Here is a 24,739-nt window from a genome sequence, read left to right on the forward strand (position 1 = left end):
GTTCTCAGAAGTGATTGGCGGCTTCGTTCCAGAAGGCGCGCGCCACGGGCGACAGGCGGTTGGAGTTCTGGCAGGCCAGCGCGATATAGCGTCTGGTGGTGGGGGTGAGCCGTTTGTAGACCACGCCGGGCATGGCATCGGGCAGCGCGAGCCGCGCGAGAATGGACACGCCGTGCCCATCGGCGACGTACTGCAGGATGGAGGTGATCTGGTGCAGTTCGTGGGCGATTCGCGGCTTGATGTCGTGCTTGAGCAGCAGCCGGTAGATCAGCGGCTTGGAGCCCGCGCGCGTGAGCAGGAAGGGGTATTCCATCAACTCTTCGAGCTGAACCACCTCTTGCCGCGCGAGTGCGTGGCCATCGGGCAGGACGGCCACCAGCTCGTCCATGGCAAGGGTCTGGGTTTCCAGCTCGAGCTTGGGCAGCGGAACGACGGCGAGCTCGATGCGGTGCTCCATCAGGTCCAGGCTGGTTTGCTCCTCGGGCTTTTCGATGATGTGCACATCGACGCCCGGATGCTTCTGGCGGAAGGCCTTGAGCACCGGGGGCAGCGCCTTGAGCGTGCCGCTGGCGCCGAACGAGCCGATGTGCAACTGGCCGGTCTTGAGCTGCGCGTCGGAGCGCGCGATGGACTTCATCAGCTGCATCGAGGCAAAGACCTCCCTGACCAGCGGGAGGATCTGCTCGCCGGAATAGGTCAGCGGCGCGCCGGGAGCGCTGCGGTCGATGAGCGGGGCGCCCAGCGCGGACTCCAGCGCGCGCAGCGCATGGCTCGTGGCGGAAGGCGACAGGCCGAGCTTCGCTCCCGCGCTGGAGATTCCGTCCGACTGCACCAGAGCCAGCAGAAGTTCGAGCTGCTTGAGTGTCGGAAAGTCATGCTTTGCGCCGAGTTTCACCGCACGTGTCCTTTGTGTCTCCACCGATGCCCCAATGCGGCGTGGCGCCGTCGTCCAGCCGGGCCCATGCCGTCATGGGCCCGCCGGATGGTACACGACGAATCGGGTGCGGGACGGTGAGCGGGAATCCGTCGCGGTGCCGCCAGGGCCGCTGGAAATCAGCCCGCCGCGAGCTCCGCCTCGTTGGAGTAGCCGGAGATGAACGGCTTGCGCTCGCCCGTTTCCGCCACGAACACATGGCGCGGGATGCGGCCGATGTTGCCGCCGTAGACGTGGATGCTGATCGACACGCGGTCGTCGTAGAGATTGGATACGCGGTGGATGTCTCCGATGGTGGGAGAGACGCGGTCCACGTCGCCCGGGTTCAACTGCTGCGTGCCCACCGAGCGCATGCTCTTGCCGTCCTGCGCGTATTCGAAGAGCTCGCCCACCTCGCAGCCGCGCATCATTCCGATGAGGGCCCACACCGTGTGGTTGTGCACCGGCGTCTTCTGGCCGGGGCCCCAGACGAAGCTCACCACCGAGAAGCGGTCCTCGGGATCGGCGTGCAGAAGGTATTGCTGGTAGTACTGTGGATGGGGCTTCGCATAGCGCTCTGGCAGCCAGTCGTCCTGCGAAATCAATTGCCCGAGGACCTGCTCGCCCTTGTCGAGGATGGCGGGCTCGTTGCCTTGGTGCTCATCGATCACCTTGGTGAAATCGGTGACGAATTTCTGGAATTTTGCCGGCATGTCGTTCATGGGGGTCTCCTTCATGCTTCATGGATGTGGAATATGCGGCCTCAGGCCTTGTCGCGGGTGATGTAGCCTTCGCGGGTCTGCGGCAGCTTCATGTTGAGCAGCCTGGAGGCCACCTGCGTGCGAAGAATCTGCGCTGTACCACCCGCGATGGTGAACATGCGCGCATCGCGCACATGGCGCTCCATGGGGTTGTGCCGGCCATAACCGGAAGAGCCGTAGAACTGCAGCGCATCGTTGGTGACCTTGTTGGCCGTCTCGGCGGCCATGATCTTGGCGCGCGCGGCCTTGTCGATATCGGGGAAATGCTCTCCGCTGGCTGCCGCGTGGCGCAGCATCAGCCGTGCGGCCTCCAGTTGCGTGGACATGTCGGCCAGCATCCACTGCAGGCCCTGGAATTCGGCGATCGGACGGCCGAACTGCTCGCGTGTCTTCAGGTATGCAAGGCCTTCCTCGAATGCGCCTTGCGCGATGCCGAGGGCCACCGTGCCCGCGCCCACGCGTTGCGCGTTGTAGGCGCTCATGAGCGACGCGAAGCCGCGCCTGAGCCCGCCCGGCGGAACCACCAGCATGGACTTGTGCACCTTGAGATCGCGGAACTCCAGATGGGTCTCGGGAATGCCGCGAACGCCCATGGCGTAGAGCCGCCGGCCGATGACGAGCTGGTCCGCCGCAGTGCGCTCGCGCACGCAGATGAAGGCGCCTATGCCCTGGTCCACGCCGTCGTCGAACACGCGCGCGAAGATCAGATGCAGGTTGGATACGCCACCGCCGGTGATCCAGTATTTCTCGCCGTTGATGATGTACTCGTCGCCCTTGCGGTCGGCGCGCGTGGTCATTTCGCTGGCGGCGCTGCCGGCATCGGGCTCGGAGATGCAGATCGCCGGCTTGTCGCCGCCCAGCACCAGCTCGGCGGCCAGGCCCAGTTGCTCGGGCGTGCCGTAGGAGGCGATGGCGCCGATGGCGCCCATGTTGGCCTCCACGGTGATGCGGCCCATGGTCGCGCAGGCCTTGGACATTTCCTCGACCACGATGATGGCGTCCAGATAGCTCATGCCCTGGCCGCCCGCCCGCTTGGGCAGGGTCATGCCCATGAAGCCGGCGTCGCGCAGCCTGGCGACGTTGTCCCAGGGATATTGCTCGGTGCGGTCGGTCTCGGCCGCGGTCGGCGCAAATGCCGTCTGCGCCAGTTCACGGGCGCGCGCCTGCAGGTCGAATTGTTCCTTGGTCAGTTCATACATGGGGAGTCTCCAAAAAAATCTTCAAGTGACATGGCGCCCTCAACGCGGGCCGAGCCAGTCGTCCAGAACGCTTTGGGCATGCTCGTTCAGGCGCGGTGGCGGGCGGCGGTAGCTGGGCGGCGTGGCGGACATCTTCAGTGGATTGGCCAGCAGGCGGACCTCGCCGTCCTTGGCCCATTCGCATGGCATGCGCAGCTCGGCGCCCCGGGCCATCACGTGCGGGTCGCTGAATACGTCCTCCAGATCGTTGACCGGGCCGCAAGGCACGCCGGCATCCTCCAGCGCCGAAAGCCAGTGCGGGCGCGGTTGGGTGCGGAGCCGCCCGGCCACCAGCGCGCACAGCTCTTCCCGGTGGGCTATGCGCTGTACGTTGGTGGCATAGCGCGGATCGTCGGCCCAGACGGGCGCGCCAGCCACTTCGCAGAAGCGGCGGAACTGCGCGTCGTTGCCCACGGCCAGGATCATGGGCGCGTCCGCCGTCGGGAAGACCTGATACGGCACGATGTTCGGATGCCCGTTGCCAAGCCGCGTGGGCGGCTTGCGGTCCGCGAGATAGTTGGTGCCGGCGTTCACCAGCCAGGCAATCTGCGTATCCAGCAGCGAGATGTCGATGTGCTGTCCCTCGCCCGTGGCATGGCGGTGCTGCAGCGCCGCCAGCATGCCCACGGCGGCATACATGCCCGTCATGACGTCGGCGATGCCCACGCCAACCTTCATCGGCTCGCCGTCCGGCACGCCCGTGAGGCTCATGATGCCGCCCATGCCCTGGATGAGAAAGTCATAGCCGGGGCGGCCCGCATACGGGCCGGTGAGCCCGAAACCGGTGATGGAGCAGTAGATGAGGCGCGGATAACGCTCGCGCAACTGTTCATAGGCGAGGCCGTATCGGGCGAGGCCGCCGGCCTTGTAGTTCTCCACCAGCACGTCGGCCCGAGCGAGCAATTCGTGGATCAGCCGCTGGCCGTCCTCGCTGGCGATGTCGATCGCGATCGAGCGCTTGTTGCGGTTGGCGGCAAGGTAATAGGCGCTCTCGCGGGTCTCTTGGCCGTCGGTGCCCGCGATATAGGGCGGCCCCCATTTGCGCGTGTCATCGCCTTCCTCGGGCCGCTCCACCTTGATCACATCCGCGCCCAGGTCGCCAAGCAGCTGCGTGGCGCTTGGCCCCGCGAGGATGCGGGACAGGTCCAGCACGCGGATTCCCGCGAGCGCCCCTCCGTTGCTCTTGTCTTGCATCTGGTGAACTTCCTTTGTCGTGCCAGGACGCCGCTCCTCCGATGGGGCGTGTCCGTGGCGTGAAAGGAAGTATCCGGGGCGCTGCCTTCATCCTCAATTGAGTTTTTTTTCAATATCTCCGGCATGCCCGGGGGAAGAATGCTTCAAGCGGGCCACTTCGGTTTGCAGCAGGGCCTGGAAATGCGGCGGAACGCCCTTGGAGGTGAGCATGCCGTGCCAGGCAACCACACGTCATAGTGCGCCTGCCTGTGCTCTCGTAGCCATTCTGGCTGCGCGGCGGCCCGGCACCTTCATGAGGTGATGCGGCTCAGCCGAGCGCGGTGCGGATCTGGCGCACGTTGTTGATCATCGCGATCGGCCCCGCGCTGCCGAGCAGATACCAGCCCTTGGGGTCCAGGAACAGGACCCTGCCGTTCCGGCCGGCTTTCGTCGCGCGGATGGTCGGGTTGTCGAATACCTTCTGCGATGGAATCATTTCCGCGCCGCCGGGGGCGGAGCCCGTTGCCGCGTTGCGGTCGATGACGTAGAGCCACTCGGGGTCGATGCGTGCAATGTCTTCCATGGTGAATGACTGCCCGCGCTGCGGTGATTGCCCCGCCGCCAGCGCGGGCGGGACGCCGAGCACGTCGTGCAGCAGGCCGAAGCGCGAGCCGGGGGCCTGCACGTTCAGTTTGTCGTTGATGGCAAGCACCAGCAGACCGGGGCCGGCCTGCTGCGCGAGCGGCTTGAGCGTTTCGATTTCCCTGTTCACCAGTGCCATGAGCTGTTCCGCCATGGACTGCTTGCCGAACAGCGCGCCCAGCGTTGAGACGTTGCGATCCATGTCCTGCAGCAGATGCGTGGAGCGCGTGCTCATGTCAAGCGTCGGCGCGATGCGCGAGAGTGTGTCCAAACGCGCCGCGGAGCGGCCGCCGACCAGGATCAGGTCGGGCCGCAGCCGGCTGAGCGCTTCAAAATCCGGCTCGAACAGCGTGCCCGCGACAGGGTATTTCCTGGCATCGGAAAACGCCTGCAGATAAGGCGGGAGCCCGGCGCGCGCCACGCCGGCCACGGGCAGTTGCAGCGCATGCATCGCATCCAGCGTTGCGAGGTCGAACACTACCGGTGCGCGCGGTGTCTGCATAACTCTGGCCATGCCTTTGGCATGCGGGACTTCGATCTCCCGGCGCGGGGCCGAAGCGGCCGCCAGTGTCGGCAATGCCGCCACGCCGGCAGCCAGCGCAAGGCTGGCGCGGCGGGTGATCGCGGACTGGGCAAGAGGTGTTGGCATGTGGTTATCTCCCGATGTGGATGAGGGGGTTGTGCCTCGCGTGTGGCACAAATTTCGTGAAATGGCAAATAGCTTGTCGCCTCAGGTGGATTGCGTTGACAGTATTGTTGCAAATTATTCTAATTGAGAATTAATTTCATTTGCATTTTGGTACTGGGAGGAATATGTCGATTTCACATCGCGGCGTCTGCTTCGGCCTGAGCGCCATTGCCCTGGCTGTTCATGGCCTGGCGCATGCGCAGGCGCCCCAACCCGATCCGTCTTCGCAGGTGCTGCTTCCCGAGACCACTGTTCGCGCCACGGCGGAGCAGGAGCTCAAGCAGGCTCTGGGCGTTTCGGTGATCACGGAGGAGGATTTGAGCAAGCGCCCGCCCGCCAACGATCTGTCGGAGCTGATCCGCACCATGCCCGGTGTGAATCTCACGGGTAATTCGGCTTCGGGCCAGTTCGGCAACAGCCGCCAGATCGACCTGCGCGGCATGGGCCCTGAAAATACGCTGATCCTCATCGACGGAAAGCCGGTGCAGTCGCGCAACGCATCCAAGATGGGCCGCACGGGCGAACGCGATACGCGGGGCGATTCCAACTGGGTTCCGGTGGAGGCCATCGAGAGCATCGAAGTGATTCGCGGGCCGGCGGCTGCGCGCTATGGTTCGGGCGCCGCGGGCGGGGTGGTGAACATCATCACCAAGAAGCCGACAGACAAGCTCTCGGGTTCGGTGACCGTGTATGGGCAGAAGGCCGAGCACTCGGAGGAGGGCGACACCAAGCGGGCGAGCTTCAATCTCTCCGGTCCCGTTGCCGAGAACCTGTCGTTCCGCCTGTATGGCAATATCGCCAAGACGGATGCCGACGATACCTCGCTCAACAGCCATGTGTCCGAACTGGAACTGCCGCCGGCCGGCCGCGAGGGAGTGCGCAACCGCGACCTGAATGCGATGCTGCGCTGGGATCTCACGCCGCAGCAGGTGCTGGAGCTGGAGGCTGGCACGAGCCGCCAGGGCAACATCTACGCGGGCGAGCGGTTGATGAACAGCGACACCAATGCCGATAACATGCAGGCGCTGCTGGGGCAGGAAACCAATATCACGCATCGCAACACGCTGGGCCTCACGCACCGCGGCAAATGGGACTGGGGTACGTCGCGCCTGTTGTTCCAGGCGGAGAACACGCGCCGCTCGCAATACCCGGTGGGCCTTGCGGGCGGGCCGGAAGGTTCGATCACTTCCACCGATCCGGGCAGCATGGTCACATCCAGGCTGGCGAACTATTTCCTCAATGGCGAGGTGAATACGCCGCTGACCATTGGCTCTCAGCGCCATATGCTCACATCCGGTTTTGAATACCGCAACGAGCGCCTGAACGACCCGGGCGCGAATGCGCAGTCGTCCACCAGCAGTGCGGGCGACGACATTTCCGATCTGACGGGAAGCAGCGGCACCCGCAGCGGCAAGTCGGATTCGCAGACCTGGGCGTTCTATGTGGAGGACAATTTCGAGCCAGTCAAGAACCTGGTCCTCACGCCCGGCATGCGCTTCGACCATCACAGCCAGGCGGGCAGCAACTGGAGCCCGAGCCTGAACGCAACCTATCATCTGACCGATCAGTGGTCGGTCAAGGGCGGTGTGGCGCGCGCGTTCAAGGCGCCCAATCTCTACCAGACCAACATCAACTATCTGTACTACACGCGCGGCAACGGCTGTCCGCTGAACTCACCCAACATGGGCGGCGGCTGCTACATCCGCGGCAACCCCGACCTCAAGCCTGAAACCAGCATCAACAAGGAGCTGGGCGTGGCATTCTCGAACCACGAAGGGCTGGATGCCAGCCTGTCGTATTTCCAGAACGACTACAAGAACAAGATCTATGCCGAGATGAACGACGGCTCGTCCGCCGTGGTCGGCACCACGCAGGTGTTCCAGTGGATGAATGCCAGCCGCGCTGTCGTGCGCGGCTTCGAAGGCAATCTGACGCTTCCCCTGCTGGGCAACGGCGGAGACACGCTCAAGTGGGTGAACAATTTCACCTACATGCTCAAGAACCACAACAAGGACAACAACCAGCCGCTGTCGGTGATTCCGAAGTACACGGTGAATTCCACGCTCGATTGGCGCATCTCGCCCGCGTGGTCCACGCAGTTCTTCGGGACGTTCTACGGCAGGCAGGAGCCGCGCACCATCAACACCGGCGGCTCGGCGGCAACGGGGGCTCAGCTTACCGAACTGGGCTCGTATGCAGTCTTCGGCGTAGGGGCCAAATACCAGATCAAGCGCGCGCTTACGCTGGGCTTTGGCGTCAACAACATCGGCGACAAGCGGCTGTTCCGCACGGCATCCAACTCGGCGGGCGGGGCCGCCACCTACAACGAACCGGGCCGTTCGTATTACCTGTCGCTGACCAGCCAGTTCTGACGGCCGCGCGCCCCGTTCATTCCAAGGGAGGGGCGTTCCGGGCTGCGCCCGCTGTGCGTTGCCCGGAAACGACCTCATGAATGAAGCGCATCTTCTTCGTCGCGCCAGCGCCCAGCGCGAACGGATAGGCATCTATCTGGCCGAGGCTGCGCGTGAGGCTGTTGAGCAGCAACGTGGCGGGCACCCAGGCCGCAAGCATCTGGTCGAATCCGGGCGCGGGCATGCTGAATGGATCGACCATGGCGAAGCTGCGGTCGCCGAGCGGGCTGGGAATGTTGATGCGCGTGTCGAAGCTCTTGGCGGTCTCCAGCAGATCCACCAGGTGCAGATAGTGCGCCCAGGTCTCGGCCCAGTCCTCCCACGGGTGGGCCGTGGCGTAGGCGCTGATATGCGTCTCTCTCCATTGCTGCTCCGGGATCGGCGTGCGGGCGTAGTAATGCTCGAGCGCACGGGCATAGTCCTGCCGCTCGTCGCCGAACAGCGCGCGGAATTGCTCGAGGCGTTGGCCGCGCGCGATCAGCACTTCCCAGAAATAGTGGCCGATTTCATGGCGCAGATGGCCGAGCAGGGTGCGATACGGCTCATGGAACGCAAGGCGCCTGCGCACGCGCTCATCGTCGTCGGCTTCCGACACGTTCAGGGTGATCACGCCGGATGCGTGGCCGGTCATGACGGGCATGGCGCCCGGCAGGTCGGCGAGAAACTCGAATACCGGTCCGGCCTCACCGGGGATGCGGTCGATGCCCAGGCGGACATCGGTGTAGTAGAGCCTGCGCTTCGCCGCTTCGATCTGTCCCCAGCGGCGCAGGTTCAGCGGATCGCAGAGATCGGGGAGCACGCGAGTATGGGCGCACGACGGACACAATACGTCGGCAGGCGTGTCCGGTGTCGCCAGCACCGCGAAATTGCAGGTCTGGTAGCGTGTCCGATTGGCGCACATGCGGTAGCGCAGGTACGGCTCCTCGGCCTTGGAGACGCCGGAATTGGATGTATTGCTGGACGTGTTGCCTTGCACCGGCCCCAGCGCGGGCAGCGGCGAGCGGCGTTTCCACAGATCGCTGCCATCGCCGGCGGGCTCGAGCGCCAGCATGTCCACATGCTCGCGCACGAATGCCAGCGTGCTGCCGCAGTGAACGCATTGGAAGTTCTCGAAGAAAACAAGAAAACCGCAGTGGCCGCAATGAAATAAACGCATGATTCGCGCATTGTGCCGTGGCGGGAGACGCTTTCCTATTCCCTCAAAAAGCCGGGTTTGCGGAATATGCAAAAAACAGGGCCGCGATTCCCGCTTGGAAATCGCGGCCCGAATCAGGAGGCCCGCTTCGGCGTGGCCCGATCAGGGGCGAACGACGATGCTGTTGCGCACTTCACGAACACCCTTGGTATTGCGCGCGAGGGATTCCGCGCGATCCTTCTCTGCCTGGGACTTCGCGAAGCCCGAGAGCTGCACCGTGCCGTTGAGCGTTTCCACGCTGATGGACGTGGCGGCCACGGACTTGTCTTCGGCGAACTTGGCCTTCACGGCGGTGGTGATGCCCGTGTCGTCCACGTAGGAACCCACGGTCTGCTGGTTGCGGGCAACCGAGCAGCCGGTCGCGGTGATGATGGTGGCGCCGGCCAGCGCCGCGAAGGTCAGGGCACGTACAAACTTCATGTCGAACTCCAAAAAGGCTGGTTGAAAAATCCGTTGTTCAGGGGCGGGTCAGGTCAGCGATCGCGCCCGCGGGCCAGCATGAGCAGCATGGCGGCAGCCGCTCCGGCCGCCGCGGCCATCATCAGCGATTTGCCGGGCCGCTCCTGGACGTATTGGCAGGTCGCATCGCTTGCCTGGCAAAACTGCTCGCGGGCACGCTGGCTTCTGTCAGCCACGTAGTTGATGCTGCGGTTGGCGAATTCCTGCGCCCGGGCAGCCAGGTCCTCGATACGGGCATTGGTCTCGAGCTTGTCCTCCCACTCATCGAGCTTGTCCTCCGCCTGATCCAGGGCGCGGTTGGCGGCGCGGCGCGTGGATCTTGCCGCGCTCTTGGCCGAGTCCAGCATGTCCTGCGCGGCGTCCTTGGCCTTGTCGGCGGTGTTTTCGGCGGCTTTTTCCAGATCGCTCATTGCAAATCCTTTCTTTCTGCTTCCGTCGTTGACTCGCCCCTCGCGGCTTTCAACGACATTGACGACGATGGCAACACGAAGGGGTAATGCCTGCCTCTTCGTTCTTTTTCATCTCAGCGGCTTTTGAGCAGGCCCATGATGAAGGTGATCACCGCTATCACGATGAAAACGAAGAACAGTATTTTTGCAATACCAACTGCGCCGGCCGCAATCCCTCCGAAACCGAACAGGGCGGCCACGAGCGCAATCACCAGAAATACTACTGCGTAATGAAGCATATTCACATCCTTCCAAATGGAGTTTGCGCCGTTGCGCGCGGCAACGGCGGGCGACTCGCATGATTCGTGCAATGCACGTGAGTCCACTGTATTGCAGGGGAATGACGCGCCGGGCCGGTGGCTGGCGGCTGCGCGTGTAGGACGGATTCGGATGCGGTGGCGTTCGCTGAGAGTTGCTCAGGGGCAACAGGGCGCGTCAAGCCCCATTGCTGTGCGGGAGCGTCGCCGACACCAGCGTGCCGTCGCCGGGCGCGGACGTGACCGTCAGCCGCCCGCCCGCGGCTTCGACCCGGTGGTGCATGCCCGCCAGGCCGTGTGCGGTGGGCGAGATGGCTTGCGTGTCGAAGCCCGCGCCGTCGTCGCGCACTTGCACCGTGACGTGGTTGGGGTAGTTGTGCACCGTGATGAGGACTTTTTGCGCGCCGGCGTATTTGCCGATGTTGGTGAGCGATTCCTGGATGAGCCGGTACACCGTCAGCTGCGAGGAGTCCGACAGGCGCACGGACTCCAGGCTCACTTCCACGTTCATCTTGGAGCGTTCAGCGAATTCGCGGGTGAGAATCTCCAGCGAGGCGCTCAGCCCGAGGTTGGAGAGCGACGAGGGCCGCAGATCCTCGATGATGCGGCGTTTGAGGGAGATGACGGTATTGAGCGTTTCCACCAGATGCTTCAGGCGCTCGGAGATTTCCGGCACATCGAGATTCACGTGCGACTTCAGCCGCGCGACGTCCAGCTTGGCGGCGGTGAGCAGCGCGCCAAGCTCATCGTGCAGTTCGCGTGCCAGATGGCCGCGTTCCTCTTCGCGCACCTGTTGCAGGTGGGTCGCTAGCTTGCCCAGAGAGGCGGTCCGCTCGCGCACCAGCTGCTCGAGTTGATCGCGTTCGCGCGCCTGGGCTTCTTTTTCCCTATCGGATGCGAGTTGCAGCGCCTCAGCCTTGCGCAGATACATATAGAAAGCGAGCAGGCCAATCGTTGCGACGGCGGCAATGCCTATGCGCGAGAGCATGAGCGAATGCAGGATCTCGCGGTTGCTGTCATCGGCCCGCTCGATCGTGCGCTGGATCATGCGCTCCGAGGCGGCGCCAATGGCGTCCATGGTCTTCACTCCCACGTTGGTGGACAGCACGAAGTTCCAGGCGTCGTCATGGCCGCCGCGCCGCATGCGCAGCGTCATGTCGAGTTCGGAGATCCGGTTGGCTATCTGGCGCGAGAGTGTGGTGAAGTCGCTGACATCCACCGGAGAGCCGCTCACCAGAGCGTGCAGCTCGAAGAGACTCGTTTCAATTTGTCTGGCGTTGTCGATGTAGGGCTTGAGATGTGTGGGCTCGCCGGTCAGCAGGTATCCGCGCAATCCGCTTTCCATGGCAAACATGGCGCGCGCCAGCCTGTCCAGGGTGCGGCGGGTGGTCTGCGCCTTCTCCAGGCCTTCGATCGCGGAGTTTGAACTCATGTACCCGGCCTCGTTCACGGCCACCAGCATGACAGCGGCCAGCAATGCCAGCAGCATGTTGACGGCCATTTTCGTGAAAAGGGGCTTGCGCATGGATGTCAGTCCTGGTTACACATCATCATCATACGTTTATGGATACGTGCAGAGGGGGCTCAACCGTGGCATCATTCGGCGGACACGGCTATGAATTGGATATCATGGTAGCCGCTAATTTCCTCGTCAAACCAGCGGCGTCTGCATAGAAAGAACAGGAATGATCAGAGTCGGCATTGTGGATGACCACGCGATTGTCAGGTCGGGATTGAGGCAGTTTCTGTCGGAGCACGTCGATCTTCGGGTGGTGGGTGAAGCATCGAACGGCCGCGAGGCCATCGACCTGATCCGGGCGCACGAGATCGATGTGCTGGTGATGGATCTGGCCATGCCGGGGCAAAGCGGACTGGACGCGCTGGCCATGCTCAGGGCCAAGGCGCCGAACATGGGGATTCTCATCCTCAGCGGCTATCCGGAAGAGCACTACGCCATCAACCTGATTCGCCAGGGCGCGAGCGGTTATCTCAACAAGGAATGCGATCCCAAGGAAATCGTCGAGGCGATCCGCACCATCGCCCTCGGCCGCCGTTATCTGACGCCGGCCGTCGCCGACCTGCTCGCCCAGCAGCTCAACCGCAAGGACGATGCTCCTGCGCACGAGCAGCTGTCGGAGCGCGAATTCCAGGTTTTTCTCAAGCTGGCGCGCGGCGAGACGGCAGGTGAAATTGCAAAGTCCCTGTCACTGAGCGTCAAGACGGTGAGCACCTACCGCACGCGCCTGATGGAGAAGCTGGGCCTGTCTTCCAACAGCGACCTGACGTACTACGCGCTGAAGAACAAGCTGATCGACTGAGTTTCCGCAAGGACTGGCGTCAGGCCAGCATGCGGCCGCGCAGCTTTTGCCGGGTGGCGCTGCTCAACCGCAATCCATCACGGATGAAGCCTTCAACCGAGCCGTGATGTGTCGCGGCCGCCCGCATCGCGGCCAGCAAGGTGGACGCGTGCGCCACGCGGGGCTGGGCTTCATTGCCAGCGAGGAAATCCAGGAAGATGGCCTCGGTCGGCAATCCGGCCATGGTGTGCAGGAGCGCGGTGACCCAGCCGGTCATATGCCTGCCCGTGCCGCAGTGGTAGATGCACGGCGCGGCGGCTTGCGCCAGATGCTCCAGCAAAGAGGCGGTATGCGCGCGCGCGTCCGGATCCGTCACCAGCAGGCGCATGCGCTCTTCCAGGGTGAGGTCCGGGGTCAGCAGCAGGGGCTCGGCCAATGGCACGGGAACATACCGGATACCTTCGGGAATGTGATCCGGCTCGGCCTTGCGTGCCTCGCCCGAGCGCAGGTCATAGACAGCCTGGACCCCCAGCAGCTGCAGCCGGCGCAGGTCGCTGCCCTCCGCGTTCAGCCTGCCCGAGCGATAGAACACGCCGCGCCGCAGCGGCATGTTGTCCCCGTTGCGGTAGGCCGGCTGGTCCTGCGCTCCGGCGATATCGCGGAAATTGGGGATGGCGGGAAGCCGTAGCGCGAAGGAGGAGGGCCAGGAGGCGTTCTCGTCGGCTTCTTCGACGCGCCGGTAGGCCACCAGCGAGGAAAATGCCATCGCCGGCAGAAGCCCCAGCCCTGCGAGCCTGAGAACACTACGGCGGTAAATCCGCCCGCCGGACGTCCCCAGGTTTCTTGAACTCGCGCGCAACATTTCCTCCACTTTTGGTAAATACACGACCCATATCCGTCAGGCGACGGAGAATCTGCTCAACCGCGTTGTCATGCAACACAGTTGAATCAAGCACTGAGGATTTCTTTTGTAGTTAACAAAAAGTGAAGTTTTTAATGGGTTTCAAGTGTATTTCAAATGAAACTCAAGTCGCAAGAGTTCACAATTTCGCGCTCATCTACTCGCCACGAGGATCTCTTACCATCAAGGTGTGTACCGCATTCGCTACATCGAGGCGGCCATCCAGCAGATCGACCACGGTTTCGGTGATGGGCATTTCCACGCCCAGCAGATGCGCCCGCGTCCGTACCGTACGGGCGCTGTAGACGCCTTCGGCCACGTGCCCGAGGGACTCGACGGCCTGAGCGAGGGTCATGCCCTTGGCCAGCGCCAGGCCGACCTTGCGGTTGCGGGAGAGATCGCCGGTGGCTGTCAGCACCAGGTCGCCCAGGCCCGACAGGCCCATGAAGGTTTCCGCCCTGGCCCCCAGGGCCAGGCCGAGGCGCGACATTTCCGCCAGTCCCCGCGTGATGAGCGCCGCGCGCGCGTTCAATCCCAGCTCGAGGCCGTCGCACAGTCCGGTGGCGATGGCCAGCACGTTCTTGACGGCGCCCCCCACTTCCACGCCGATGATGTCCGAGTTGGCATAGACACGCACGGCTTCGCCATGAAACGCCTCGACCAGCAGCCGCGATACCTGTGGATGGGCGCTTGCCGCCACGAGCGCCGTGGGCTGATGGCGGGCCACCTCATCGGCGAAGCTCGGGCCGCTGAGCACGCCGCATTGCAGATGGGGCGCGACCTGATGGCAGACTTCATGCGCCAGCAGGCCGACAGAACCGGGGGGCGCATCGGCCCTGACGGCTTCAAAACCCTTGCAGAGCCAGACGACCGGCACGCGCACATCGGCGAGCCGTGACAGCCATTCGCGCAGGGCCGCCATCGGCGTGCCGAGCACGATCAGGTCCGCGTGGCGGACGTGTTCGGCTACGTCGCCGCTGACGACGTTGAGAGAATCCGGGAATTTCACGCCTCGCAGATAGCGCGAATTGGCGCGCTCGCGCTGCATTTGCAGGGCCTGCGCGCCATCGCGCGCCCACAGTGTGACGGCGTGCGTTCCCGGCCGCGCGGCCGCGCTCATGGCAATGGCCGTGCCCCAGGCTCCGGCGCCAATGACAAAGATCTTCATGCCGCCAAGAATAGCAAGAGTTGTGCGGCCGGTGATGAAATCACCGCGCGCGCCATCGTCATCGCCAGCGTCTTGGACAGGGGCCGGCCCGTGGGCGGATCGGGGCGAGGCGTGAAAAACGCAAATCCCCGCCGCGGCGGGGCCGTTGCGGGGATCGTGGGTCCGTTGTCCGCTCGCTTTCGGTGGATGAAAGGCGCGGCGCGTGGGCGGGCGGCTCGATTACTGGGCCGTGGTGTTGCCGGCTTGGGCCGCAGCGGCCTGCTGCTGTTCGTACATGGCCTGGAAGTTGATTTCCGCCAGGTGCACGGGCGGGAAGCCGGCGCGGGTGATCACGTCGGCCACGTTGCCGCGCAGGTAGGGGTAGACGATCTGCGGGCAGGCGATGCCGATGATCGCGCCCATCTGTTCTTCGGGAACATTGCGGATCTCGAAGATGCCGGCTTGCTTGGCTTCGACCAGGAACACCGTCTTGTCCTTGATCTTGGTTTGCACGGTGGCGGTCACCGCGATTTCAAAAATGCCTTCAGCCACGGGATTGGCTTCAACGCCAAGCTGAATGTCCACGTTGGGCTGTTCCTGCTCCAGCAGGATGGCCGGAGAGTTGGGTTGTTCCAGGGACAGGTCCTTCAGATATACACGTTGAATCTGGAACACTGGGGTTTCTTCGGTCGCCATGGTCGGTTGGGTCTTTCAATCAGAACAAAGCCCGCCGGGACACTCCCGCGGCGGGCAGGGCATTATGCAACGCACGCGGGCGCTGACAAGTTTTTCAGGCTCCTTGCAGGAGCGGCGTCAAGCCGCCGCGTCCGTCGAGCGCCACGAGATCGTCGTGTCCACCCACATGGGTGTCGCCGATGAAAATCTGGGGAACGGTGCGCTGGCCGGTGATTTCCATCATCTTCATGCGCTCATCGGGGTTGGCGTCCACGCGGATTTCCTCGATCTGCTCGACGCCCTTGGCCTTGAGCAACTGCTTGGCCCGGATGCAGTACGGGCAAACAGCGGTGGTGTACATCTTGACGGCTTGCATTCATGTTCCTTTCTATGTCTGTTGTCGCGGCGCGGGTGCTGGCTGGCAGGTGGGGGCGCTTCAGGCTTTTTCAACCGGCAGCGACGCCTCGCGCCATGCGGCCAGGCCGCCGGAAAGCGCCTGTGCGTTGTCGAAGCCCAGTTTCTTGGCGACATCGACCGCGCGCCGCGCGCGGGCGCCCTTGGCGCATACGAGGATCACCGGCAGCGCCTTGTTCTTGACGGTCTGCGGCAGCTTTTCTTCCAACTGGCCCAGAGGCACGTTCCTGGCGCCTTTGACGTGGCCGGCCGCGAATTCTTCAGGTTCGCACACATCGATAACCACTGCTTTCTCGCGGTTGATCAACTGAATGGCCTGGGCCGTGGACAGCGAGCCCGCGCCTGCGCCCTTGAGCATGGGGTAGAACAGCATCGAGCCTGAAACCAGTGCGATGAGGAGCAAATACCAGTTGTCTAATATGAATTTCACGAACGTCCTTCGGGTTGGCAAACCGCGTAATTTTAGAATGACAGGTTTTTGGCTTGTTCATTTGAGGGGAACCCATGCATAAACTGGTCCTGATTCGCCACGGCGAATCGACTTGGAATCTTGAAAACCGCTTCACCGGCTGGACCGACGTCGACCTCACGCCCACCGGCGTCGAACAGGCCAAGAATGCCGGCCGCCTCCTGAAGGCCGAGGGCTACGAGTTCGACCTGGCCTACACCAGCGTGCTCAAGCGCGCCACCCGCACGCTGTGGCACACGCTCGACGAGATGGATCGCACCTGGCTGCCCGTCGAGCACAGCTGGCGCCTGAACGAGCGCCACTACGGCGCCCTGCAGGGCCTGAACAAGGCCGATATGGCCAAGCAGTACGGCGATGCGCAGGTGCTCGTGTGGCGCCGCAGCTACGACACCCCGCCTCCGGCGCTGGAGTCCACCGATCCGCGTTGCGAGCGTGGCGATCCGCGCTACGCCGGGCTCAAGGAGGGCGAAGTGCCGCTCACCGAATGCCTGAAAGACACGGTCGCGCGCGTCATTCCCTTCTGGAACGACGCCATTGCCCCGGCAATCCGCTCGGGCAAGCGCGTGGTACTGGCCGCGCACGGCAACTCGATCCGCGCGCTGGTGAAGTACCTGGACCATATTTCGGACGAGGAAATCGTCGGCCTGAACATTCCCAACGGCATTCCGCTGGTATACGAGCTGGACGACAACCTCAAGCCGATCCGCCATTACTATCTGGGCGATGCGGAGGCCGCCGCCAAGGCAGCCGCTGCGGTGGCGTCGCAAGGCAGGGCCTGATTCTCCGCGCATCGCCACGCAGCCGACCGCCGTCGGCATGGGCCGGCGGTGCGGGAAACCCGGGCTTCATGCGCCCAAATGCACAATTTTCTCTTGCCGCAAGCGGTTTGCGGGCAAACTATCCGGTCCGGCGAGTCCGGATCGCCGCCTCGCAGGCGGAAAATCAGAGATCATCAGGCAACGGAACCCCGGGAGCCGCCGGGAATCAATACCGGACTAAGATGTATATTGTTCGGTTGAGGTGACACATATATGGGCCAAAAACTCAAAATAGCAGGTTGGATATCCGTCGGAGTCTTCGCTGGCGCGCTTACCACGGTTTCCCTGCAGACCGTGGCACGCAGCGGCATGACGCCCTTGCCCCTGGAGGAAATCCAACAGTTGTCCGCGGTTTTTGGCCTGATCAAGACCGACTATGTCGATCCGGTCGATGACCGCAAGCTGATCACCGATGCGATTTCCGGCATGGTATCCAGCCTGGATCCGCATTCCCAGTATTTCGACAAGAAGTCGTTCAGGGAATTCCGCGAGGGAACCACTGGCCGGTTCGTCGGCGTCGGCATCGAGATCACGCAGGAAGATGGCCTGGTCAAGATCGTCTCGCCCATCGAAGGCTCTCCCGCCGACCGCGCCGGCATCAAGACCGGAGACCTGATCACGAAAATCGACGACACGGCCGTCAAGGGGCTGTCGCTCAACGATGCCGTCAAGAAGATGCGCGGCGAACCCAATACCAAGGTGACGCTGACCATCCTGCGCAAGGACGAGAGCCGCAGCTTCCCCGTGACCATCGTGCGCGAGGAGATCAAGACGCAATCGGTCAAGGCCCGCATGATCGAGCCTGGCTACGCTTGGGTGCGGCTGTCGCAGTTCCAGGAGCGCACGGTGGATGATTTCGTGCGCAAGGTCGACGATCTCTACAGGCAGGACCCCAACATCAAGGGCATGGTGCTCGACCTGCGCAACGATCCCGGCGGCCTGCTCGACGCGGCCGTGGCGATCTCCGCAGCCTTCCTGCCGGAAAACGTGACGGTGGTGACCACCAACGGCCAGTTGTCCGAAAGCAAGGCGACGTTCAAGGCTAGCCCCGACGACTACGCCCGCCGCGGCTCCGATCCGCTCAAGGGCCTGCCCGCCGCGCTCAAGAAGGTGCCGCTGGTGGTTCTGGTCAACGAGGGCTCGGCCTCCGCGAGCGAAATCGTGGCCGGCGCCCTGCAGGACCACAAGCGTGCCACCGTCATGGGTGCGCAGACGTTCGGCAAGGGCTCGGTGCAGACCGTGCGTCCGCTGGGCCCGGATACCGGCATCAAGCTGACGACGGCGCGCTACTACACGCCCAGCGGCCGCTCCATCCAGGCCAAGGGCATCGTTCCCGACGTGATGGTGGATGAAACCGCCGAAGGCGACCTGTTCGCGTCGCTGCGTCCGCGCGAGGCCGATCTCGACAAGCATCTGTCCAGCGGCCAGGGCGAGGAGACCAAGGACGCCGCGCGTGAAAAGGCGCGGGAGGAAGCCTTGAAGCGCCTGGAGGAAGAGTCCAAGGACAAGGAAAAGGCCAAGAAGGACAGGCTGCCTGAATTCGGCTCGGAGAAGGACTTCCAGCTCAATCAGGCGCTCAACGAACTCAAGGGCCAGCCGGTCCTGGTCAGCAAGACCAAGACCGAGCGTCCCGAAGAGAAGAAGGAAGACTGACGGACGCGCCTTCCCGCACCGGCATGACCATGCCGGTGCGGGGCGGGCACAGGAGAGAAAGGCCGGCCAAGCTCCGGCCTTTTTTTCTGCAGGTCCCCAAAGAACGGGGACAATGCCCGATTCTCCCGTCTCAACCCAAGCCAGCTCCCATCGATAGATGAACGACGATCAACTTCTGCGGTACTCGCGGCACATCATGCTCGACGAGATCGGCATCGAGGGGCAGGAGCAGATCCTCGCCGCCCACGCGCTGATCATCGGCGCGGGCGGCCTGGGCTCGCCCGCCGCCCTCATCCTCGCATCGGCTGGCGTGGGCACCATCACGCTGGTCGATGACGACCAGGTCGATCTCACCAATCTGCAGCGCCAGATCGCCCACACCACCAGCCGCGTCGGCATGGACAAGGTGGAGTCGGCGCGTATCGCCATGCTGGCCATCAATCCCGGCGTGAACGTGCGCGCCCTGCGCGAGCGTGTGGATGGCGGGCGGCTGGAGCAACTGGTCGGGGAGGCGAGCGTCGTTCTGGACTGCACCGACAACTACCGCACGCGCCATGCCATCAATGCGGCCTGCGTGCGCCAGAAGAAGCCGCTGGTGTCGGGCGCCGCGATCCGGCTGGACGGGCAGGTCACGGTGTTTGATCCGCGCCAGGCGGATTCACCCTGCTACGCCTGCCTTTTCTCGCCCGACGAGGCCTTCGAGGAAGTCCAGTGCTCGACGCTGGGCGTTTTCTCGCCCATGGTCAGCATCATCGGCTCGATGCAGGCGGCCGAAGCGCTCAAACTGATCGTACCGGCGGTGGGCCGTTCGCTGGCCGGCCGCCTGCTGATGCTCGATGGCCGCGACATGCGCTGGACCGAAATGCGTGCGACTCGCGATCCCGGCTGCATTGTTTGCGGCGCGACATGAGCCGCAAACAAGGCAAGTAGGATCATTCCCACATGTCAACCCAATTGGCGCTGGCAAAATGCCAGGCTTTTCGGCAAGTAGAGTTGCAAGGCGCGTTCCTCCATAGTTCAAGTGTTGGATTGAAGGCATTCGCAAAGAGAACTCAACTGACTATTTGGCTGCTGTGAAATTGCGTACATACATCGTCGAAGATAACGCCACCATCCGGGAAAATCTCATCGACACTCTGGAAGAGCTCGCGGACGTGACGGCCATAGGAACGGCCGAAACAGAGAACGATGGCAAGGCGTGGCTGACCAAGAATCCCAAGGACTGGGATCTGGCCATCATTGATCTGTTTCTGCGCCAGGGCAGCGGCCTGGGCGTGCTCGAGGCCTGCCGCCACCGCAACCAGGCGCAGAAAATGGTGGTGCTCAGCAACTACGCAACGCCGGATGTCCGCATCCGCTGCGCGCAGCTGGGGGTGGATGCCGTGTTCGACAAATCCAACGAGATCGACGCGCTCGTCGATTACTGCATCAAGCACGGCGAGGGCGACCGCTCCGTCGCCTGAGCGGGGCCGCCGCGCGGCTCTTCGCGTGCGAGGCCGGCATGGGCCCCTGTTCATCGATTGATTGCTTCAAAGTCCCAGTTCCAGCGCCAGCAGCTCCTCAACGGTCTGGCGGCGGCGGATCAGGCGGGCCTTGCCGCCGTCCACGAGCACCTCCGCGGCAAGCGGGCGCGTGTTGTAGTTGCTGGACATCGACGCCCCGTAGGCGCCCGTGTCGTTGATGACCAGCAAGTCTCCCACGCTGGCGCCGGCGAGTTCGCGCGGCAGCACCACGCCGCCGTCGCCCTGCGTGAACACGTCGCCCGATTCGCACAGCGGGCCAGCCACCACGCTGGCCTGGGCGGGAAGTTCTTTTCCGTCCCTGCGCAGGATCTGCATGGCGTGGTAGCTGCCATACATGGCCGGGCGCATGAGTTCGTTGAAGCCGGTATCCACCAGCACGAAGTGATTGCGTCCCTCGTTCTTCGTGGCGCGCACGGCGCCTAGCAGCACGCCGGATTCGGCCACGAGGAAGCGGCCCGGCTCGATCTCGAGCCCCAGCGGGTGTCCCATGATGGCTTCGGCCTGCTTGCGCGCGGAGTCCCACAGGCCGTGATAGTGCGCCGTGTCGATGGACGGATCGCCCGCGCGATAGGGAATGGACAGGCCGCCGCCCGCCGAGATGGCGTGCAGGTCATGTCCGGCAAGCCTGGCCGCCTCCACCAGCTTGACCATCGCGCCGCAGACTTCCTGCAGATGCCCATAATCCACGCCCGAGCCGATATGCATGTGCAGCCCGGCGATCACCAGGCCGCCCGCGCGGATGGCGTCCAGCGCCGCGTTCAGGTCGGTGTGCCAGATGCCGTGCTTGCTGTGCTCGCCGCCGGTGTTGGTCTTGTTGCTGTGGCCATGGCCGAAACCGGGGTTGATGCGCAGCCACACATGGTGGCCGGGCGAGGCCTTCGCCAACTGATGCAGCATGTCGATGGAGCCCGCATTCACCGGCACCTTGTGCCCGGCGACGGTCGCCAGCGTGCTTTCGTCCATGACGTCGGCGGTGAAAATGATGTCGCTGGGTTCGTCAAAACCCGGCTTGAAGCCCGCGGCCAGGGCGCGCAGGATCTCGCCGCGCGAGACCGCGTCCACCTTCACGCCCTGCGCGCGCATCAGCTCCAGGATATGGATGTTGGAGCAGGCTTTCTGCGCGAAGCGGATGGTGTCGAAGCTCTTGAGCGCGGCAATGCGCGAGCGGATGGTTTCGGCGTCGTATACCCACAGCGGCGTGCCGAACTCGTCGGCCAACTGCCACAGCAGGGAAGGGGAGAAGGGATTGCTCATGTCGTTGCCACCTGGAAATCGGGGAGTGAAAGCAGCGCGGCCCCTGGCTGCGCGATGGCATGCATCATCGGGCAGGATGAGTATTTGGTCGAATACTTTGATTTCTACAGGTTATTCATCTTTGATATGGTTTGTCCACCATGCAGGATCCATCCACCAGCGGAGCCGCCCGCGCTGAAGAGCCGCGCATCAGCCACCGCCATATCGAGGTTTTCCGCGCGGTGATGCTGGCCGGTGGCGTGACAGGCGCCGCGCGCATGCTGTACACCTCGCAGCCCACCGTCAGCCGTGAGCTCGCGCGGCTGGAGGCGCTGCTGGGCTATGCGCTGTTCGAGCGCGTGCAAGGCCGCCTGCGGGCCACCGCGCGCGCGCTGTCGCTATGGGATGAGGTGCAGCGCAGCTGGCAGGGGCTGGACCACGTGATCGAGCACGCCCTCGCGCTGGCGCAGCCGCACTGCTCGCACATCAGCGTGCTCAGCATGCCCGCGCTCAGCCATGCCTTGCTGCCGGGTGCGCTGGCGCGCATGCACGCCCGGCATGGGCAGGTGGCGCTCAGCGTGGCGACGCAGGACGGGCCGCTGCTCCTGGAGTGGATGTCCGCGCAGCGTTTCGATCTCGGGCTGACGGAACAGGCCGATGCGCCGCCCGGAACGCGGGCGGTTGTGCTGCCCGCGCTGGATGAGGTGGCCGTGCTGCCCGCGGCCCATCCGCTGGCTGGCAAGAAAAGATTGAAGGCGCAGGACTTCGCCGGCCAGCCCTTCATCAGCCTCGGGCGCGATGACGTGTACCGCCAGCGCATCGATGCGGAATTCATGCGCGCGGGCGTCGATCGCCAGTTGCTGCTCGAGGCGCACAGCGCCATCGCCGTGTGCGCGATGGTGCAGCATGGGCTGGGTGTGGCGATCGTGAATCCGTTGACGGCGCGGGCGTGCGAGAGTGAACGGATGGTGGTGCGCCCGCTCGGGTTTTCGATTCCCTTCCAGGTGCAGGCGCTGCTGCCGCTGCATCGGCCCGCGGTGAGCGGCGTGGACTGGCTGCTGGAGGCGTTGAGGATGGAAGTGTCGCGGGCCGTTGCCTGAAGGGCGACAGGCCGCTGGGCTGCTTCAGCCGCCCGGGCTTTGTCGCTGGTGCGGATCCGCTGCCGTGGGCGGCTGCCCGCCCGCCGGCTCGTCCAGGCCCCATTGCGCCCAGTCGTCGCCGAACAGTTCCATCGGATGCTGAGTGCGATCGGAGCCATTGCCGCAGGCCAGAGAGTCGGCCGCGCAATATTGATCGCACCCCCAGCAATTGCGTTCGGGGTGAGCTGGATGAATCGGGAATTTCTTTGCCATGGCGGGGTATTGCTTTACATCTTGTTTTGTGAAGCTTGAGCGCCTTGTATTGGTGTGGTTTTGATAAATATCAAAATAAATACCGACCCTGCCAACTACTCGCCGTGTCTGATGACTGGCTTGCCGGATCAGAATTCCAGATTGTCGATCAGCCGCGTGCTGCCCAGCCGGGCCGCGCCCAGCGCCACCAGCGGCAGGTTGGCGCGCGCGGATGTATCGGCGGGCGCGAGCAGGTCGCTGCGGTTGCGCACGGTGAGATAGTCCGGCTGCCAGCCTTGGGCTTGGAGCGCCTGCATGGCTGTAGCTTCCACCTGCGCGAGCGGCGCGTCGGCGCGGCGCGCGGCTTCGGCCAGCGCCTTGAGCGCACGGGACAATGCCATCGCCTGTTGGCGCTCGTCGGCGCTCAGGTAGCCATTGCGCGAGCTCAGCGCCAGCCCGTCCTCCGCGCGCGCCGTATCGCCCGCGATGATCTCTATCGGCAGGGCGAACTGCCTGACCATGCGGCGAATCACCATGAGCTGCTGGTAATCCTTCATGCCAAATACCGCCGCGCCGCCGCCGGTCGTGGCGAATACGCAGGAGAACAGTTTCATCACCACGGTGCATACGCCGGTGAAGAAGCCGGGACGGAATTCGCCTTCGAGAATGTCGGCCAGACGGGGATCGGGCTGCACCTTGAACACCTGGGGCTCGGGGTAGAGGTCCGCCTCGCGCGGAGCGAAAAGGATGTCGCAGCCCTGCGAGCGCAGTTTCTCGCAATCGGACTCCCAGGTGCGTGGGTAGCTGTCGAAATCCTCGTGCGGCAGAAACTGCAGGCGGTTCACGAAAATGCTGGCGACAGTCACATCGCCATGCTCCCTGGCGATGCGCACCAGAGAAAGATGCCCCTCATGCAGATTGCCCATGGTCGGCACGAAAGCGGGCTTGCCGCGCTGCGCCAGGGCGGCGCGAAGTTCGGGGATGGAATGGGTGATTTGCATGGTGATGGAAAACGAAATGGCGGTGTGCCGGCGGGAGTCTAATGAATCGGCGTGGGGCCACAGGCCGCCAATATCCGCGAAACGGTGCGGGAAAACGCGGCCTGGGTCTTCGCGGCCAGGCCCTTGCGGCGCGGGGCCGCAGGGCAGCGCGGTTGCCTACCAGGCGTGGATCTGGTCGTCGGGGAATTCCCCGCTCTTGACCGCACGGACATAGGCCTCGATGGCTCCACGCACCGAGTGGGCGTCCTGCATGAAGTTGCGAACGAACCTGGCGTTCTTTCCCAGGTTCACTCCGAGCATGTCATGCATGACGAGAACCTGCCCGGCCGTGCCGCTGCCCGCGCCGATGCCGATGGTGTGGCATTTCGCCAGGGACTGCGTCAGGCTGCGCGAGAGTTCCGCCGGAACCATCTCCAGCACGAGCATGGATGCGCCGGCTTCCTGCAGTTCGATCGCTTGCCTGCGCAGCGTGGCGGCCGCGATGTCGTCGCGTCCCTGGACGCGGTAGCCGCCCAGCGCATGCACCGTCTGAGGGGTCAATCCCAGGTGCGCGCAAATGGGAACGCCGCGCTCCACGAGGAATTGCACCGTCGGCGCCGTCCAGCCGCCGCCTTCGAGCTTGATCATGTGCGCGCCGGCCTGCATGAGCCGGCTGGCGCTGCGCATGGCCTGCTCGCGGCTTTCGGCGTAGCTGCCATAGGGCAGATCGCTGATCAGCCAGGCCGTGCCCTGCGCGCGGTGCAGTCCGCGCGCGACGCTTTCCGTGTGATAGGCCATGGTATCCAGCGAAACCCCCACCGTGCTGTGCAGGCCCTGGCAGACCATGCCCAGGGAGTCGCCCACGAGAATGCACTCCACGCCAGCCGCGTCGGCCACCGCCGCGTAGGTGGCGTCATAGGCGGTGAGCATGGTGATCTTCTCCCCGGCCTCGCGCATTTGCGCCAGCCGGGGCAGGCTGATGGGCTTGCGCTGCGGCATCGGGGATGCTGGCGGAATGGTTCCGTAGGGAGTACCTGTCGCGCTTGCGGACGAAGGTGCGGTCATGTGGCTGTCTCCTGGCGATGGATGGAAATTGGGCGAAGTCTATAAGA

Annotated in this window: 26 protein-coding genes; 7 read left to right on the forward strand and 19 right to left on the reverse strand. The window is 64.1% G+C overall.

The features are described from left to right. Window positions 1–4: 4 nt before the first annotated feature. The 5 genes from ABWP92_RS07715 to ABWP92_RS07735 form a co-directional block, all read right to left on the reverse strand. Window positions 5–895 carry a LysR family transcriptional regulator gene (locus ABWP92_RS07715; protein WP_353234792.1) on the reverse strand — a complete coding sequence of 297 codons (891 nt, stop codon included), beginning with the start codon at window positions 893–895 and terminating at the stop codon, window positions 5–7. Window positions 896–1,053: 158 nt separating this feature from the next. After that, on the reverse strand, window positions 1,054–1,635 hold the full coding sequence (locus ABWP92_RS07720; protein ID WP_353234793.1) for a cysteine dioxygenase family protein: 582 nt from the start codon (window positions 1,633–1,635) through the stop codon (window positions 1,054–1,056). Between the two features lie 41 nt (window positions 1,636–1,676). Next, complete coding sequence (gene acdA / locus ABWP92_RS07725; RefSeq protein ID WP_353234794.1) at window positions 1,677–2,873, reverse strand: 3-sulfinopropanoyl-CoA desulfinase; 1,197 nt, start codon at window positions 2,871–2,873, stop codon at window positions 1,677–1,679. A 39-nt stretch (window positions 2,874–2,912) separates the two neighbouring features. Further along, window positions 2,913–4,106: a CaiB/BaiF CoA transferase family protein gene (locus ABWP92_RS07730; RefSeq protein WP_353234795.1), complete on the reverse strand. Its 1,194-nt coding sequence runs from the start codon at window positions 4,104–4,106 to the stop codon at window positions 2,913–2,915. Window positions 4,107–4,413: 307 nt separating this feature from the next. Continuing rightward, the gene (locus ABWP92_RS07735) at window positions 4,414–5,376 is read right to left on the reverse strand and encodes a siderophore ABC transporter substrate-binding protein (RefSeq protein ID WP_353234796.1); all 963 of its coding nucleotides are present in this window, start codon (window positions 5,374–5,376) and stop codon (window positions 4,414–4,416) included. A 164-nt stretch (window positions 5,377–5,540) separates the two neighbouring features. Here ABWP92_RS07735 and ABWP92_RS07740 point away from each other — a divergent pair, with 164 nt between their 5' ends. Then, window positions 5,541–7,787, forward strand: coding sequence for a FepA family TonB-dependent siderophore receptor (locus tag ABWP92_RS07740; protein ID WP_353234797.1), 2,247 nt, complete (start codon window positions 5,541–5,543; stop codon window positions 7,785–7,787). A 16-nt stretch (window positions 7,788–7,803) separates the two neighbouring features. Here ABWP92_RS07740 and ABWP92_RS07745 read toward each other — a convergent pair whose 3' ends face one another. From ABWP92_RS07745 to ABWP92_RS07765, 5 genes are all read right to left on the reverse strand, one after another. Next, entirely contained in the window at window positions 7,804–8,982 is a 1,179-nt protein-coding gene (locus ABWP92_RS07745; RefSeq protein WP_353234798.1) for a zinc-binding metallopeptidase family protein, read from the reverse strand. A gap of 141 nt (window positions 8,983–9,123) precedes the next feature. After that, window positions 9,124–9,441 (reverse strand): BON domain-containing protein, encoded by a 318-nt coding sequence (locus ABWP92_RS07750; protein ID WP_353234799.1) that lies wholly within the window; start codon window positions 9,439–9,441, stop codon window positions 9,124–9,126. Between the two features lie 53 nt (window positions 9,442–9,494). Further along, on the reverse strand, window positions 9,495–9,890 hold the full coding sequence (locus ABWP92_RS07755; protein WP_353234800.1) for a hypothetical protein: 396 nt from the start codon (window positions 9,888–9,890) through the stop codon (window positions 9,495–9,497). A gap of 113 nt (window positions 9,891–10,003) precedes the next feature. After that, window positions 10,004–10,168, reverse strand: coding sequence for a DUF1328 domain-containing protein (locus tag ABWP92_RS07760; protein ID WP_353234801.1), 165 nt, complete (start codon window positions 10,166–10,168; stop codon window positions 10,004–10,006). 196 nt (window positions 10,169–10,364) lie between these two features. Next, complete coding sequence (locus ABWP92_RS07765) at window positions 10,365–11,711, reverse strand: sensor histidine kinase (RefSeq protein WP_353234802.1); 1,347 nt, start codon at window positions 11,709–11,711, stop codon at window positions 10,365–10,367. A gap of 160 nt (window positions 11,712–11,871) precedes the next feature. Between ABWP92_RS07765 and ABWP92_RS07770 the strand changes: the two genes are divergently transcribed. Next, window positions 11,872–12,504: a response regulator gene (locus tag ABWP92_RS07770; protein WP_353234803.1), complete on the forward strand. Its 633-nt coding sequence runs from the start codon at window positions 11,872–11,874 to the stop codon at window positions 12,502–12,504. A 19-nt stretch (window positions 12,505–12,523) separates the two neighbouring features. Here ABWP92_RS07770 and ABWP92_RS07775 read toward each other — a convergent pair whose 3' ends face one another. The 5 genes from ABWP92_RS07775 to ABWP92_RS07795 form a co-directional block, all read right to left on the reverse strand. Continuing rightward, window positions 12,524–13,249 (reverse strand): tyrosine-protein phosphatase, encoded by a 726-nt coding sequence (locus tag ABWP92_RS07775; RefSeq protein ID WP_353234804.1) that lies wholly within the window; start codon window positions 13,247–13,249, stop codon window positions 12,524–12,526. A 292-nt stretch (window positions 13,250–13,541) separates the two neighbouring features. Beyond that, complete coding sequence (locus ABWP92_RS07780; RefSeq protein WP_353234805.1) at window positions 13,542–14,552, reverse strand: NAD(P)H-dependent glycerol-3-phosphate dehydrogenase; 1,011 nt, start codon at window positions 14,550–14,552, stop codon at window positions 13,542–13,544. A gap of 219 nt (window positions 14,553–14,771) precedes the next feature. Then, a complete protein-coding gene (gene secB, locus ABWP92_RS07785; protein WP_353234806.1) occupies window positions 14,772–15,227 on the reverse strand; it encodes a protein-export chaperone SecB in 456 nt (151 codons plus the stop codon). Window positions 15,228–15,321: 94 nt separating this feature from the next. After that, window positions 15,322–15,582: a glutaredoxin 3 gene (gene grxC / locus ABWP92_RS07790; protein ID WP_353234807.1), complete on the reverse strand. Its 261-nt coding sequence runs from the start codon at window positions 15,580–15,582 to the stop codon at window positions 15,322–15,324. A gap of 60 nt (window positions 15,583–15,642) precedes the next feature. Then, complete coding sequence (locus ABWP92_RS07795; RefSeq protein ID WP_353234808.1) at window positions 15,643–16,050, reverse strand: rhodanese-like domain-containing protein; 408 nt, start codon at window positions 16,048–16,050, stop codon at window positions 15,643–15,645. Between the two features lie 74 nt (window positions 16,051–16,124). Between ABWP92_RS07795 and gpmA the strand changes: the two genes are divergently transcribed. The 4 genes from gpmA to ABWP92_RS07815 all read left to right on the forward strand — a co-directional run bounded on the left by gpmA (window position 16,125) and on the right by ABWP92_RS07815 (window position 20,023). After that, window positions 16,125–16,868, forward strand: coding sequence for a 2,3-diphosphoglycerate-dependent phosphoglycerate mutase (gene gpmA / locus ABWP92_RS07800; RefSeq protein WP_353234809.1), 744 nt, complete (start codon window positions 16,125–16,127; stop codon window positions 16,866–16,868). A gap of 252 nt (window positions 16,869–17,120) precedes the next feature. Next, window positions 17,121–18,560, forward strand: a complete 1,440-nt coding sequence (locus tag ABWP92_RS07805; protein WP_353234810.1) for a S41 family peptidase — start codon at window positions 17,121–17,123, stop codon at window positions 18,558–18,560. A gap of 157 nt (window positions 18,561–18,717) precedes the next feature. Then, window positions 18,718–19,470 carry a HesA/MoeB/ThiF family protein gene (locus ABWP92_RS07810; protein ID WP_353234811.1) on the forward strand — a complete coding sequence of 251 codons (753 nt, stop codon included), beginning with the start codon at window positions 18,718–18,720 and terminating at the stop codon, window positions 19,468–19,470. A gap of 163 nt (window positions 19,471–19,633) precedes the next feature. After that, the gene (locus ABWP92_RS07815; RefSeq protein ID WP_353234812.1) at window positions 19,634–20,023 is read left to right on the forward strand and encodes a response regulator; all 390 of its coding nucleotides are present in this window, start codon (window positions 19,634–19,636) and stop codon (window positions 20,021–20,023) included. A gap of 66 nt (window positions 20,024–20,089) precedes the next feature. Here the strand turns inward: ABWP92_RS07815 and lysA are convergent, their stop codons facing one another. Next, window positions 20,090–21,337, reverse strand: a complete 1,248-nt coding sequence (gene lysA, locus ABWP92_RS07820) for a diaminopimelate decarboxylase (RefSeq protein WP_353234813.1) — start codon at window positions 21,335–21,337, stop codon at window positions 20,090–20,092. 140 nt (window positions 21,338–21,477) lie between these two features. On the opposite strand from lysA, the gene ABWP92_RS07825 reads away from it, so the two are divergent. Next, window positions 21,478–22,416, forward strand: coding sequence for a LysR family transcriptional regulator (locus ABWP92_RS07825; RefSeq protein ID WP_353234814.1), 939 nt, complete (start codon window positions 21,478–21,480; stop codon window positions 22,414–22,416). A gap of 24 nt (window positions 22,417–22,440) precedes the next feature. Here ABWP92_RS07825 and ABWP92_RS07830 read toward each other — a convergent pair whose 3' ends face one another. The 3 genes from ABWP92_RS07830 to panB all read right to left on the reverse strand — a co-directional run bounded on the left by ABWP92_RS07830 (window position 22,441) and on the right by panB (window position 24,692). After that, on the reverse strand, window positions 22,441–22,668 hold the full coding sequence (locus ABWP92_RS07830; protein WP_353234815.1) for a DUF3079 domain-containing protein: 228 nt from the start codon (window positions 22,666–22,668) through the stop codon (window positions 22,441–22,443). 128 nt (window positions 22,669–22,796) lie between these two features. Continuing rightward, window positions 22,797–23,648, reverse strand: coding sequence for a pantoate--beta-alanine ligase (gene panC, locus ABWP92_RS07835; protein WP_353234816.1), 852 nt, complete (start codon window positions 23,646–23,648; stop codon window positions 22,797–22,799). A gap of 156 nt (window positions 23,649–23,804) precedes the next feature. Beyond that, window positions 23,805–24,692: a 3-methyl-2-oxobutanoate hydroxymethyltransferase gene (gene panB, locus ABWP92_RS07840; RefSeq protein WP_353234817.1), complete on the reverse strand. Its 888-nt coding sequence runs from the start codon at window positions 24,690–24,692 to the stop codon at window positions 23,805–23,807. Window positions 24,693–24,739: the final 47 nt, after the last annotated feature.

The organism is Diaphorobacter ruginosibacter, assembly GCF_040396215.1.
Classification (GTDB): Bacteria; Pseudomonadota; Gammaproteobacteria; order Burkholderiales; family Burkholderiaceae_C; genus Diaphorobacter_A; species Diaphorobacter_A ruginosibacter_A.

Coding starts and splice junctions, on each gene's coding strand:
- ABWP92_RS07775 (WP_353234804.1), bottom strand. CDS start 13,249: ATGGCATTTTCCTCGCTGGTGGCCTACCGGCGCGTCGAAGAAGCCGAC.
- ABWP92_RS07720 (WP_353234793.1), bottom strand. CDS start 1,635: ATGAACGACATGCCGGCAAAATTCCAGAAATTCGTCACCGATTTCACC.
- ABWP92_RS07780 (WP_353234805.1), bottom strand. CDS start 14,552: ATGAAGATCTTTGTCATTGGCGCCGGAGCCTGGGGCACGGCCATTGCC.
- ABWP92_RS07765 (WP_353234802.1), bottom strand. CDS start 11,711: ATGCGCAAGCCCCTTTTCACGAAAATGGCCGTCAACATGCTGCTGGCA.
- secB (WP_353234806.1), bottom strand. CDS start 15,227: ATGGCGACCGAAGAAACCCCAGTGTTCCAGATTCAACGTGTATATCTG.
- gpmA (WP_353234809.1), top strand. CDS start 16,125: ATGCATAAACTGGTCCTGATTCGCCACGGCGAATCGACTTGGAATCTT.
- ABWP92_RS07830 (WP_353234815.1), bottom strand. CDS start 22,668: ATGGCAAAGAAATTCCCGATTCATCCAGCTCACCCCGAACGCAATTGC.
- ABWP92_RS07750 (WP_353234799.1), bottom strand. CDS start 9,441: ATGAAGTTTGTACGTGCCCTGACCTTCGCGGCGCTGGCCGGCGCCACC.
- ABWP92_RS07825 (WP_353234814.1), top strand. CDS start 21,478: ATGCAGGATCCATCCACCAGCGGAGCCGCCCGCGCTGAAGAGCCGCGC.
- grxC (WP_353234807.1), bottom strand. CDS start 15,582: ATGCAAGCCGTCAAGATGTACACCACCGCTGTTTGCCCGTACTGCATC.
- panB (WP_353234817.1), bottom strand. CDS start 24,692: ATGACCGCACCTTCGTCCGCAAGCGCGACAGGTACTCCCTACGGAACC.
- ABWP92_RS07805 (WP_353234810.1), top strand. CDS start 17,121: ATGGGCCAAAAACTCAAAATAGCAGGTTGGATATCCGTCGGAGTCTTC.
- panC (WP_353234816.1), bottom strand. CDS start 23,648: ATGCAAATCACCCATTCCATCCCCGAACTTCGCGCCGCCCTGGCGCAG.
- lysA (WP_353234813.1), bottom strand. CDS start 21,337: ATGAGCAATCCCTTCTCCCCTTCCCTGCTGTGGCAGTTGGCCGACGAG.
- ABWP92_RS07810 (WP_353234811.1), top strand. CDS start 18,718: ATGAACGACGATCAACTTCTGCGGTACTCGCGGCACATCATGCTCGAC.
- ABWP92_RS07755 (WP_353234800.1), bottom strand. CDS start 9,890: ATGAGCGATCTGGAAAAAGCCGCCGAAAACACCGCCGACAAGGCCAAG.
- acdA (WP_353234794.1), bottom strand. CDS start 2,873: ATGTATGAACTGACCAAGGAACAATTCGACCTGCAGGCGCGCGCCCGT.
- ABWP92_RS07745 (WP_353234798.1), bottom strand. CDS start 8,982: ATGCGTTTATTTCATTGCGGCCACTGCGGTTTTCTTGTTTTCTTCGAG.
- ABWP92_RS07770 (WP_353234803.1), top strand. CDS start 11,872: ATGATCAGAGTCGGCATTGTGGATGACCACGCGATTGTCAGGTCGGGA.
- ABWP92_RS07740 (WP_353234797.1), top strand. CDS start 5,541: ATGTCGATTTCACATCGCGGCGTCTGCTTCGGCCTGAGCGCCATTGCC.
- ABWP92_RS07735 (WP_353234796.1), bottom strand. CDS start 5,376: ATGCCAACACCTCTTGCCCAGTCCGCGATCACCCGCCGCGCCAGCCTT.
- ABWP92_RS07760 (WP_353234801.1), bottom strand. CDS start 10,168: ATGCTTCATTACGCAGTAGTATTTCTGGTGATTGCGCTCGTGGCCGCC.
- ABWP92_RS07730 (WP_353234795.1), bottom strand. CDS start 4,106: ATGCAAGACAAGAGCAACGGAGGGGCGCTCGCGGGAATCCGCGTGCTG.